This is a genomic window from Chryseobacterium sp. MYb328 (genome assembly GCF_037572595.1).
GTDB classification, from domain to species: Bacteria; Bacteroidota; Bacteroidia; order Flavobacteriales; family Weeksellaceae; genus Chryseobacterium; species Chryseobacterium pennae.
The window spans coordinates 187,735-200,581 of record NZ_JBBGZQ010000006.1; the positions used below are offsets into that span (position 1 = coordinate 187,735).

Here is a 12,847-nt window from a genome sequence, read left to right on the forward strand (position 1 = left end):
CATCATCTATTACTGAGATTTTTCATTTCACTTCATTAACTATGTTCGCAAACCTTCAGTTTGTATTCGGAACGACAGAGCACAATAGCCATAGTGGTTTATCTTAATTATTAAGATTCTATTCTTTATTACCTATTGATCTTTCTGCAATTTTACTGGCCAGCCAGCTCACATAAAACAATTGAAAACTATGGTACACCATTACCGGAAGCAGAAATAATACTTTTTTATCATCAGGAATATTCAAAACCAATAGAAAAAGGCTTCCATGAACTAGTGATTTTTTTGAGCCACAGAAAGTGACTGTAACAGTATCTTTAGCATTGAACTTCATCTTTCCTGAAATCAATTTAAGGATATTGTAAACTGCAAAAAACAGGAAAACCACACTGAAAGCCAGTATTAAAAATATAACCGGCGGAACAGAACTGAAAATATTTTCTATAAATGCTGTTGAAAAACTTTCATAAACAATTAACAGAATAATAAGTTTGTCAAATTCTGCAATGATATTTGAATATTTTGTCACCCATTTTTTGAAAACAGGATTGAATATAATTCCTAAAACAATGGGTAACAAAACTTTCATCAAAAGCTGTTGTATCACTTCACCCTGATCTCCTGAACCTGATTGTGAAGTTAAGAAAAAGCTCATCAGAAGAGGTGTCATCACAATTCCTATCAACCCTGAAATAGAAGCATTGAAAATTGCGGAAGTCACATTTCCTTTTGCTATAGACACCATTACTACAGACGATGAAACGGTAGAAGGCAAAGCGGCCAGGAAAAATATGGAAAGCCAGATTTCATAATATTCTGTTCCTTTCACCAGAGGGTAAAAGATCAATACCAATAACGGAAAAAGAATAAATGTTCCGGACTGAATCAACAAATGCAGTTTCCAGTTTGAGATATCTTTTACTACTTCTTTGAGATTAAGCTTAAGTCCATACAATAAAAAAATCGCAGCAATTCCCCAATCTATAAAGGCGGAAAGATTGAAATACTGATTGTAGGATTTATCAAAAGGGATCAGTTTACCCATTACAACCATCCCCATCAGCAGGAAAAGAAAAACATTCTGTTTATTAAAAACTTTAGCCATCAGCATTACAATACAAGATTAAGAAATAAAAAAATCCTTAAAGGTTGTACCTTTAAGGATTATAAAATTAAGAAATTTTTATTTTACCGGTTTTATAGAGATTGCAAAACCTCCACTTCTTACCATTTTAAAATTAATTTTCGATTTGCTGTTAATCTCTTTCTTATAGATATTATAGCTTTGAGGATTGTCTATATAATCGGCATCTTTTCCATCTTCATAGATTGTTGCTTCATATTTTTTCCCTTTAGCCAGGAATGAGAAGTCTACCGTGTACTCACGTTTGTTCTCATCGGTAATTCCTCCTACAAACCAGTTTTCTGTACCTTTTGCTTTTCTTGCAGTGATTACATAATCTCCCGGTTCAGCAGATAAGATCTTCGTATCATCCCAGTCAGCAGCTACATCTTTGATAAACTGGAAGGCATCCATGTGCTTTTTATAGTTCTCAGGAAGATCGGCAGCCATCTGAAGTGGCATATACATCGTTACATACAATGCAAGCTGTTTTGCCAACGTAGTTTTTACGAAACGCTGATCTCCAGGGAAATAATAATCTAACTTCGTCTGGAAAATTCCCGGTGTATAATCCATAGAACCGCCCATCCATCTTGTGAACGGAAGTACGGTCTGGTGATCCGGCTTGTTTCCTCCAAATGCTTCATACTCTGTTCCACGTGCAGCTTCTGCAGAGATGTAGTTCGGATAAGTACGGCTTTCTCCTGTAGGACGAACAGACTCGTGAGAATTTATCATAATTTTATAGTCGTTTGCCTTTTCAGCAATTCTATAATAATGGTTGATTGTCCATTGAGAATAATGATGTTCACCTCTTGGGATGATATCTCCCACATATCCTGTTTTTACAGCATCATACCCATATTTGTTCATTGTCTGGAATGCTTTATCTGCCCATCTTTCGTAGTTCGTTGCTGAACCTGAAGTTTCGTGGTGCATGATCAGTTTGATTCCTTTTGAATGGGCATAATCATTCAGCATTTTGATATCGAAATCGGGGTAAGGGGTAACGAAATCGAAAACAAATTCTTTAGAGTGTCCGAACCAGTCTTCCCAACCAATATTCCAGCCTTCGATCAATAATCCCTGGAATCCATTTTCAGCAGCAAAGTCTATGTATTCTTTAACTTTCGTATTATTAGCTGCATGTTTTCCATTTGGAGTCAATTTTGCAAAGTCTGTTTTATCCAAATGAACATTTTCAGCTGTAGAATAGGCCCACTGTGATTTTCCGATAATCATTTCCCACCATACTCCCATGTATTTTGTTGGGTGGATATAAGACGTATCAGTATATTTCGTAGGTTCGTTCAGGTTAAAGATCATTTTGGAATCCATTACCTCTTCTGCCTTTGGTGCCACGATGATCGTTCTCCAAGGTGTTACTGATGGGGTCTGGATATATCCTTTCGCTCCCTGTCTGTCAGCTGTTAAGTGGGTCTTGAACTTAAAGTTCTGGGCATCAACTTCCAGATGTGAAGCCGGGTAATCTAATACAGCAGCTTCTGCAACATTGATGTATAAAGGTGATTTCCCTTCTTTTTTAAGCATTAACGGAGACTGAACTGCATTTTTCACTAAAGCCTGAGAGGCATTGGCATCAGCTGCTTTATCCCATTTTGCGGGAATTTCAGAAACTTTTGTTTCCTGATACTGATATTCCTGAGAGTCATAGTCTGCGACCATCCACCAGGCTTTCATATCAGTTGGGAAATCGATTTCAGAATCTTCTTCTCTGATGACGAAATAATTAAGGTTTTTCTGTTGCGGAAACTCATATCTGAATCCAAGACCATCATTAAACAATCTGAATTTTACCACAATACTTCTGTCTGTAGAAGCCTGATTCAGCGTAAGTGCCAATTCATTATAGTTGTTGATATAATTTTTCTTTTCTCCAAGAACCGGCTGCCACGTTTCATTTTTGGAGTCTCTTTTTTCATCTACCTTTGCAAAACCGTTGTTAAGGTCGTATTTTGCATCTTCCGGTTTGGCTATTTCAGAAGCAAATTTTATGGCTGTGTCTTTAAATAATCTCAATCCCAATTTTGAATCTTCAACTACCACCGCACCGTTGTATTTCAGGTTATAGAAAGGAACTCCATCTTTCAATTGGAAGTTCATTTCAAATTTACCGTCCGGCGATTTTAAAGATTGTGCTTTCACACCTGTAAACATCATTGAGAGCAAGAGCGCTCCAACTGTAATTTTCTTCATAATGACTATTTATTAACTTAAAAAAATAGATAAAGTGCTGCAGTAAAGCAGCACTTTGCTTGATTTTAACTTGATTTTTATTGATTTAGAATACGGGAATTACTGAAAATTCTCCTGTAATATCATTGAAATACACATCGTAATTGAAAGACTCACTTACAGGAATATTTCCACCTCCAAGATCTGCCACTCCAAAGAACTCTTTAGCAACACCCCAGTTTGTTCCCCAATCGTGATTTGCTCTGAATTTAAACTCACCTGAGCTTAAAGCAATTTTTTTCTTTACCCAAACATGAGGATCGAAAGTTGATTTTTCCATGTCTACATCAGTATCCCAACCTGCTGAAGCTGAACCAATCATGGAAATAACAGTATATGACGTTGTTGGATCGCTAATGGATGTTAAAGTATACTTTAATGCATTTACATCAACTGTAAGCTTGTAATATCCTGCTGTAGCTATCGAAATATTTGAAGATCCTCCTCCAGCAAGTAAAGATCCTGCAGAAGTACCAAGCCCATATTGATTATCCCAGGATCCGGGAGTTTGAATAAATTTCACCCCTCCCACTGCAAAATATCCGGTATAAGAATATACTCCAGCTGTAGCTGCTTTTTGTAAAGGATATAATTTTGCATTGGTTCCAGAATTATCCCAACCTCCTGCGGTAGCATCACCGATAAGGTAAAGATCTGTATAATTATATATTGGTCCTAAAATATAAGGTGTTACAGCTAGTGTAATTACATTGGAATAAAAAGATGCTGTTCCCACTACTGTTCTTAACCTTACTTCTACCTGGTTAGCTTCATTGGGAGTTGCTCCTAAACTCAATAACAATGTGTTCAACTGTTTATTTGTCATTGAATAAGGTGAGGTTACAACATCCAAAGACTTAGCATCTTTAAAATTACTTCCTTTAAGCCCTATTTCAATTTTTGGAGCAGAAACCACAGACAGATCGAAAGTTGATTTTGCCCATGTAAAATTAACTGCTGCATCATCTAAATGAGCTTTATCTAAAACAATAGTTGTTTTATCAGATGTAATTTTACTCTGTCCTGTTTCGTTCATTATTGCCTGATCTTCATCTTTACATGAAGCAACCAAAATCCCGAGAACGGCTATTGTGAATATTTTAAAAAAATGTTTCATTTTCAGTTTCAGTTTTAAAAATTAATACCCTGGGTTTTGTGTTAAATTCGGGTTGGAAGACAAGGCTGTATTCGGAATAGGGAATACGTTATAATTGGATGAAATTGCAGTTCCATCTTTTACACCTCCTTTCCATGGCCATAGGTATGAACCGCCTGTAAATTTATCAAATCTGATCAGGTCTGTTCTTCTTTGTCCTTCCAGGTTGAATTCTCTTGCTCTTTCTGCTAAAATAAAATCTAAAGTAAGATTACCTGTATTGATTTGAGAAGCAGTTCTTTTTCCTCTCAATTCATTCATATAGATTAAAGCCTGTCCCAGGTTTGCAGTAGAAGCGCCTCTGATTGCACATTCTGCATAAGTAAGATATGCTTCTGATAACCTGAATACAGGAAAATCTGATCCTGAAAAATCTGTAGTTTCAGAAGACCCTGATGTTCTTAAGTTTCTGAACTTTGTTGAAGGATAACCGTCTGCCCATGTTTTATAGTCAGTCATTTCATATTCATGACCTGTCTGCCAGAATAGCTTCCCTCTCTGATCCTGAGTAGCTGCTAAAGCACTTGCACTACCACCGCTATAATCAGTAAGACTGTTTCCAAACAGACCATACCAGGCTTTTGAAGCTCTGTGACCTCCCCATCCGTCACCTTTAATTCCAAGCAGAGCTGGATTTAAGGTAGAAGGAGCTCCTCCAGTACTTCCATTAATGATATAAGTAGAGTTACCATAACTCTGTGTTCCGATTGGATCAGCAATTAATGGGAAAATTATTTCAGGAGAAGTATTATTGTCTGCAGAGAACATTCTCACAAAATTGGTATCTAAAGTATATCCTCCTTCATCAATTACTTTTTTGGCATAATTAGCAGCATCATTCCATCTTGCTGTACCTGTATATACCTGAGCATTAAGATATAGTCTTGACAACAGCATCTGTACTGTTGCTTTGTTTACGTGACCGTACTCAGTTTTACTGGCGATAGTAGGTTCTATTGCCAACAATTCACTTTCAACATACTTAAACAATTCTATTCTGGATGCCTGCTCTTTAGGTGTTGGATTGGCAAGGTCTTTTTCTGTAACAATTACTCCCTTTCCAAAACAGTCGATCATATAGAAATAAGCAAAGGCTCTGATGAATCTTAACTCGCCGATGTATTGTTCTTTATTATTGATATTAGCCTTTCCGAAAGCCTCAATCAACGCATTTGCCTGAGGCACCGTATAATACACTCTATCAAACAGGTATCTGAAAAACTTGTTATCAGAAGTCCATTTCGTTGTTGTTGTTAACTGGTCCAGCCCATTATCACCCCATCTGTTTTTCATTCCGTCTGCCGTAAAGTCTTCAAGATTGATAATCCCTCTCAGAAATACGGTTTCTCCTTTATCATCTCCTGTGATATCTGCTTCACCCGGCCCTTTTGCACTTGACATGGATAAAGAAGCATAAACCTTTGCTAAAAGACCATTGGCAGCATTAGGCTGAGATTGAAGAAGCTGATCCAGAGTTAAAAGATATTCAGGTTCTGTATTTAATTCATTCAGGCAAGAAGTTGTGGAAACTAAAGCGAATGATAAAAGTATTATTTTTAATTTATTAAGTTTCATTGTGTGTCAATTTTTAAAAATCAAGATTTACTCCAAAAGTGTATATTCTAGGTCTTGGATAGAAGTTGGCATCTATCGCATTGAAGTTTTCAGGATCCTGACCTACGTAATTATTAGTAATAATAAATGCGTTATTTACGGCACCATAAACTCTTAAAGTAGTACCCTTAAACAGTTTATCAAATTTATATCCTAATGTAATATTCTCACAACGTAAGAAAGTAGCATCATGTAAGTTATAATCTGACAGTCCTTCTGCATCTCCTTTTGCTTTAAATCTTGGATCTGCTGCCCCATCATAAAAATTAAGAACATTATAAAGACTATTACTGTTTACAGGATTAGAAGCTTCTGTAAATCCTCTGTTTACTCTTGCAGCATAATAAACTTTTCCTCCAATCTGTCCTCTGAAACTAGCTGATAAATCGAAGTTCTTATAATTCACTGATGTTCCGAACCCAAATGTCCATTTAGGTCTAAGGGGAACAAAAGATTTATCAGCATCACTGATGATTCCATCTCCATTTTTATCTACAAATGCTCCTGGAACTACTCTTCCATCATTGTCATAAGCCTGTTGGTATACCCATGCAGAATAAGGCTGCTGCCCAACAGCATGATATGCCAAAATAACTCCTGTTCCTGAAAAAGCCAGAGAAGATTCATTAGCTCCTACTTTGTCTCTTCCTCTCAAATCATCCACCGTTCCTATATTATAAGCAACGTTTGCGTTCAGATCCCAGTTCAGATCCTGAGTTTTCACAGGATTTACATTAAAAGACGCTTCAAAACCTTTATTTGTAAGACTTCCTACGTTATCAATGAACTCATTTGAAAGCATCTGTCCAGGAGGGAAAGAAACCTGAGCCAATAAATCGGTTGTTTTTCTTTGGTAATATTCAATAGATCCGGATATTCTTCTGTTTTTAGTACTAAAGTCTACTCCAGCATTATAGGTAGTTGTTTTTTCCCATGTCAGATATGGATTATAAGCCAGTGCAGTATACAATTCAGGAATAATAGTACCATCCGGTAAAATTGTTCTTGGGAAATAGAAATATCTAACATCCCCAATCTGATATAGAGGGCTATAAGGATAGAAACCTGCAGATCCTGTTATATCCTGCTGTCCTGTTTTACCCCAGCCTAATCTTAATTTCAGCTCTGAAAACCCGGAATTTTCCATCCATTTTTCATCATTAAGTTTCCAGGCAAAAGCTGCTGCCGGGAAATGTCCCCATCTTTTATTGGTAGGAAATAATGACGAACCATCTGCACGATAACTCAGAGTGAATAAATATTTATTCTTGATATCAATGTTTGCTCTTCCAAAGAACGACTGAATGTTCAGTACATTCCTGTAATCATTAATATATTTATTATATGGAGTTTCTTCACGGATCCCTGACGGGTTATCCATATTAAAGAACTGCTTCTTTCCTTTATTATCAAAATTCTGATAGGAATAGCCTCCCTGAACATCAAACTTTGAAATAAACTTATCATCATACTTCTTACTGTATACTAAATAAGCATCTAAAAGTTTATTGAAGATATTTTGTTCTTCTCCATAATTCAGTCCAGGATTATAAACCCCACCAACCGCAGTACTATTTTGATAAACAGTTCTGTACGACTGTAAAGAATTCTCAGCATACACTTCACGGATTTTTGCATAAGAAGATTCTGCCCCTAAGTTTACAACTGCTCTTAAGTCCGGCAGAAAATGCATTTTATAATCAAGTTCAATATTTCCAAGGAATTTCTGTACTTTCTCCGGTCTTGTACGCTGCATCAGGATCGCTACAGGATTTCTTGCTCCTGTCATTACATATCCGTTAAAACTTTGATAATAACTTCCATCCGGATTATATATCGGTTTTGTAGGATCTGCGGTTATTGCAGCTCCAATTGCTCCATCTGCGTCAATCGTATTTTTATTAGAAAAAATATTCTTTACATTAATATCAATTTTCAGGTGGTTATCAAATAAAGTTGGTGTTAACTTCATTGACGCGGTGTACCTGTCATAATCATTGGTCTTTACGATCCCCTGTGTATTATTATATCCTAATGAAAATCTGGCAGGGATTGATTTAAACAGATTAGATCTGATGCTCAGGTTATGGTCTGTAGAAACAGAAGTTCTAAAAATTGCATCTTGCCAATTGGTATTGTACATGACCTGCTTTCCGTTTTCTTTCACGCCCAACATGTCAATATATTCGGGTTTATTGTTATATTCCCTCATAAATTTTTCAAAAGTAGGCCCATCCATAACATCAATAGTCTTGGTCACTTTTCCTATTGAGATATTTCCACTATAATTGATTCTCATTTTTCCAGAGGATCCTTTCTTTGTGGTAATAATAATAACCCCGTTTGAAGCTCTGGAACCATAAATAGCTGTTGCAGAAGCATCTTTCAGTATTGAAAAGGATTCAATATCATTGGGATTTACTAATGATAATGGATTGGAAACTCCTGCAGGATTTGAAGAATCCAAGGGAACACCATCAATAACAATTAATGGATTATTATTTGCCGTTAAAGAAGCGCCTCCTCTAATCCTAATATTAGGCTTTGAATCCGGAGCTCCTCCATCGCTGGTAATTCTCACCCCTGGGGCTTTACCATTGATTAATTGATCTGCGGATACGATTGCTCCTTTATTAAAGTCTTTTTCAGAAACTGCAGTTACAGAACCCGTTAGATCAGACTTCTTTTTAGCACCATACCCAATCAAAACCACTTCCTCAATTTTCTTCTCCTTGGTGATAGAGTCTTTAGTCTGCGCGTGCATTACTGTACTTGCCAGTAAGAAAGCAGGCGCTATTTTTAATACTGTTGTAAAATTCTTCACAATCTTATTTTTATAGTTTCGTTTCAGTCTTATTCTGGCTTGATACCAGTGTTGCAATTTAAAAAAAAAATAGAATTATTATAATTTTAATATAAATTATGATAAATTTATGTATATTACGAAACCGTTTTTAGTTAAAATTATACACCTCAATATTTTACACGATAGTATGCAATGCATAATATTTATCTTACATTAACATAAAGTTAAACGTTTGTTTAACTTAAATTCATATTCAAGCACAAAAAACAGTAGCTTTTACTATAATAACTCCACAAAGAGCGGTATTCAAGAGATAATCCTTATCTTTGCTGTTAAAACTTTACTATAAATGTCAAACAGAAAGATGATTACGGCAGCTTTGCCTTATGCAAACGGTCCGGTTCATATAGGGCATTTGGCAGGTGTTTATATTCCTGCGGATGTTTACGCAAGATTTCAGAGAAGATTAGGAAAAGATGTAGCGTTTATCTGTGGTTCGGATGAGCATGGTATTCCTATTACCATAAGAGCTAAAAAAGAGGGGGTTACTCCTCAGGATATCGTGGACAAATACCATGGGATCATTAAAAAATCTTTTTCAGATCTTGGAATTTCATTTGATGAATATTCAAGAACCACTTCCCCAAAACATTATGAGACCAGTCAGGATTTCTTCAAAGTTCTTTATGAAAAAGGAAAATTCACGGAAGAGGTTTCTGAACAGTATTTTGATGAGCAGGCAGGAGAATTCCTTGCTGACCGTTATATTGTAGGAACTTGTCCGAATTGTGGTAATGAAAATGCTTATGGAGATCAATGTGAGAAATGTGGGTCTACCCTTTCTCCATCAGAACTGATCAATCCGAAATCAATGCTTAGTGGAAATGTTCCTATTCTTAAAGATACAAAGAACTGGTACCTTCCTTTGAATGAATATGAAGACTTTTTAAACGAATGGATTATTGAAGGTCACAAAGATGACTGGAAACCTAACGTATATGGTCAGGTTAAATCATGGCTAAATGATGGTTTAAAGCCCCGTGCTATGACCAGAGACCTGAACTGGGGTGTCCCGGTTCCGCTTCCGAATGCAGAAGGAAAAGTTCTTTATGTTTGGTTTGACGCTCCAATCGGATATATTTCATTTACTAAAGAATGGGCTGAGAAAAACGGAAAAGACTGGAAAGATTACTGGCAAAGTGAAAGCAGTGACCTGGTACACTTTATCGGAAAGGATAATATCGTATTCCACTGTATTATCTTCCCGGCAATGATGAAGGCTCACGGAGACTATATCATGCCTAAAAATGTGCCTGCTTTTGAATTCCTGAACCTTGAGAATGATAAAATCTCGACATCAAGAAACTGGGCAGTATGGGCTCATGAATATGTAGAAGAATTCCCTGGACAACAGGATGTTTTAAGATATGCTCTTCTTTCATCAGCACCTGAAACAAAGGATAATAACTTTACATGGAAGGATTTCCAGACGAAAAACAATTCTGAATTAGTAAACAAATTTGGTAATTTTATTAATAGAGTTATTTCCTTCACAAATAAGAATTTTGAAGGTAAAGTTCCAGATGGGATCTTAGATGAAACAAGCAAAGCTGCAATTAAAACAGCAATTGAAGATGTTAAAAATTACCTTGAAAAATATGAGTTTAGAAATGCTTTAAATGCATTTATGGGCTTAGTAGACTATGGTAATTTATATCTTCAGAATGCAGAGCCTTGGAAAACGATTAAAAACGATCCAAAAGAAGCTGCACAATCTTTATTTGTAGGAGCTCAAATTGCAGCAGTTGTTGCTCAGTTATGTGAACCATTTATGCCGTTTTCAGCAGAAAAATTATTTGGATACTTCAATATCGAGAAGAAGAATTGGAATGATTTACAAAATACTGAAATCCATATTGAAAGTGGGCATAAAATTGAAGAAGCACCCTTATTATTTACTAAAATTGAAGACAGTGTAATCGAAGCTCAGATCCAGAAGCTGGAAAACACAAAACAAAACAATAAGAAAACAAACCCTAACGCTAATCCAATGAAAGAAGAAATCACTTTTGATGATTTTACTAAAATAGATCTTAGAACAGCCACCATTTTAGAAGCTGAAAAAGTAGAAAAAGCAGATAAATTGCTAAAACTGACTGTAGATACAGGAGTGGATGTAAGAACTGTGGTTTCAGGAATTGCGGAAAGCTTTACTCCTGAAGAAATAATTGGAAAGCAGGTGATGATTTTATTAAACCTTGCTCCAAGAAAGATCAGAGGCATTGAATCTCAGGGGATGTTATTATTAACAACTAAACCTGATGGTAAATTATCTTTCGTAACACCGGATGACAGCAATGTTGAAAACGGTATTGAAATCGGATAATTTTTCCTTACTATAAAGATTAAAGGCTGTTTCTATGGGAGACAGCCTTTCTTTTTTGATGGTGAAAAAGTGTTCTCCCACAGATCTCACAGATTTCGCAGATCATTCCGAAATAAGTTTTGGCCAAAGCCTATGGAAAGGATATAAAAAACAAAACGGGCTAAAGCCCGTTTCTTCCAATGAATATCGTTAAAATAATTTATTTTTTGGTCAGTTTTGCTAAATAAGAATCTTCGTCCTTCAATATCTTTTCAACTTTAAAGCCATTGTGTTCAGCAGCATTCTTCAACGTATTAAAATCTAAGTAAAGCCATGTGATCGGTTTTTCAGATTCACCTTTATAATGAACAATATACTCGAGTTCTCCGTAATACCCTCCGGCAGGAATGTACACTCCGCCGTCTTTATCACGGTCAAACATATATAAAATATCTGTACTGTCAATTAGAATCTGACCACCTTCGTTCAACAGACTTCCTAGCTTCTGAAGATAAGGATCTATTTTAGATAATCCTTCAAAGATTCCGGTACCATTCATCAACAATAAAACAGTGTCAAACGTTTCCCCTGAAAAATCAAGGATGTTTTTACAAACAGCCTTTTTAATTCCTCTTAACTGACAAACTTCAATGGATTTCGGAGAAATATCCAACGCTGTGACATCAAGATCAGCTGCATTCTGAAGATATAAAGCATGTGAACCGGCTCCTGCTCCAATATCCAGAACTTTACCTTTTGAAAGTTGTAAAGCTTTCTGCTCAATATCATTCATCTCTTCAAAATCCCTGAATAAATAATCTACAGGAAGTTCATCCAATTCAGAAATTGACGTTTCTGTTTGCAGGTCTTGAGGATTTTCATCGTGATAATAATCCCAGATCGCTTGGCCCATTAAATCTTTCATAGCAGCAAAGATACGGCTTCAGAGGGTAAAGTTCAAAGTTTGAAGTTCGGGTTTTCTGGTTACGAAGTTCTCATTGTTTTTTCCCTTACATAACTTTATTCTCTTTATCCCTCAATTCGGAATAAAACTATTGCTCACATTTTATCTAAATACATAAATATAACACAATAAATTGCAAGGATTTTTGAGGATGCCCGTGCTTTTTTAAGATCACAAAGACATTTCATTCAGCCAGATTACAACCTTTGCTGAGAGAAACAGCTTTGCAAACGTATTTATGTATTCTATTTTAAATCTTTGTGAACACTGGATAACGTTAGTTCAACTATAGATTTAAAACGCTATGATCGCTAAGATAACTTTAATCCTGCTTAGCTTTCCGTTCGCAAAGGCACTGCGTTCAGCGAAGACTCCGGATTACAGCCTTTGCTAAGTGAAACGCCTTTGCCAACGTATCTATATATTTTATTTTAAATCTTTGCGAACACTGCGTTAAAATGATAACGTTAGTTCAACTATAGATTTAAAACGCTATGATCGCTAAGATAACTTTAATCCTGCTTAGCTTTCCGTTCGCAAAGGCACTGCGTTAAAAGCATTAA

General features: G+C 36.0%; 7 protein-coding genes. 1 reads left to right on the top strand and 6 read right to left on the bottom strand.

The features are described from left to right. Positions 1 to 118 precede the first annotated feature (118 nt). From WH267_RS08840 to WH267_RS08860, 5 genes are all read right to left on the bottom strand, one after another. The gene (locus tag WH267_RS08840; RefSeq protein WP_340007456.1) at positions 119 to 1,105 is read right to left on the bottom strand and encodes a bile acid:sodium symporter family protein; all 987 of its coding nucleotides are present in this window, start codon (positions 1,103 to 1,105) and stop codon (positions 119 to 121) included. A 78-nt stretch (positions 1,106 to 1,183) separates the two neighbouring features. After that, complete coding sequence (locus WH267_RS08845; protein ID WP_340007458.1) at positions 1,184 to 3,340, bottom strand: glycoside hydrolase family 97 protein; 2,157 nt, start codon at positions 3,338 to 3,340, stop codon at positions 1,184 to 1,186. Positions 3,341 to 3,425: 85 nt separating this feature from the next. Further along, positions 3,426 to 4,496 carry a SusF/SusE family outer membrane protein gene (locus tag WH267_RS08850; protein WP_340007460.1) on the bottom strand — a complete coding sequence of 357 codons (1,071 nt, stop codon included), beginning with the start codon at positions 4,494 to 4,496 and terminating at the stop codon, positions 3,426 to 3,428. Between the two features lie 21 nt (positions 4,497 to 4,517). Continuing rightward, the gene (locus tag WH267_RS08855) at positions 4,518 to 6,110 is read right to left on the bottom strand and encodes a RagB/SusD family nutrient uptake outer membrane protein (RefSeq protein WP_340007462.1); all 1,593 of its coding nucleotides are present in this window, start codon (positions 6,108 to 6,110) and stop codon (positions 4,518 to 4,520) included. 13 nt (positions 6,111 to 6,123) lie between these two features. Beyond that, positions 6,124 to 8,973, bottom strand: coding sequence for a SusC/RagA family TonB-linked outer membrane protein (locus tag WH267_RS08860; protein ID WP_340007464.1), 2,850 nt, complete (start codon positions 8,971 to 8,973; stop codon positions 6,124 to 6,126). A 331-nt stretch (positions 8,974 to 9,304) separates the two neighbouring features. Here WH267_RS08860 and metG point away from each other — a divergent pair, with 331 nt between their 5' ends. Then, positions 9,305 to 11,341 carry a methionine--tRNA ligase gene (gene metG / locus WH267_RS08865; protein WP_115971111.1) on the top strand — a complete coding sequence of 679 codons (2,037 nt, stop codon included), beginning with the start codon at positions 9,305 to 9,307 and terminating at the stop codon, positions 11,339 to 11,341. A 199-nt stretch (positions 11,342 to 11,540) separates the two neighbouring features. Here the strand turns inward: metG and WH267_RS08870 are convergent, their stop codons facing one another. Beyond that, a complete protein-coding gene (locus WH267_RS08870) occupies positions 11,541 to 12,245 on the bottom strand; it encodes a class I SAM-dependent methyltransferase (RefSeq protein WP_340007468.1) in 705 nt (234 codons plus the stop codon). Between the last annotated feature and the right edge of the window lie 602 nt (positions 12,246 to 12,847).

Excerpts from the sequence above, each read along its gene's own strand:
- WH267_RS08840 (WP_340007456.1), bottom strand. The coding sequence starts at position 1,105 with ATGGCTAAAGTTTTTAATAAACAGAATGTTTTTCTTTTCCTGCTGATG.
- WH267_RS08845 (WP_340007458.1), bottom strand. The coding sequence starts at position 3,340 with ATGAAGAAAATTACAGTTGGAGCGCTCTTGCTCTCAATGATGTTTACA.
- WH267_RS08850 (WP_340007460.1), bottom strand. The coding sequence starts at position 4,496 with ATGAAACATTTTTTTAAAATATTCACAATAGCCGTTCTCGGGATTTTG.
- WH267_RS08855 (WP_340007462.1), bottom strand. The coding sequence starts at position 6,110 with ATGAAACTTAATAAATTAAAAATAATACTTTTATCATTCGCTTTAGTT.
- metG (WP_115971111.1), top strand. The coding sequence starts at position 9,305 with ATGTCAAACAGAAAGATGATTACGGCAGCTTTGCCTTATGCAAACGGT.
- WH267_RS08870 (WP_340007468.1), bottom strand. The coding sequence starts at position 12,245 with ATGAAAGATTTAATGGGCCAAGCGATCTGGGATTATTATCACGATGAA.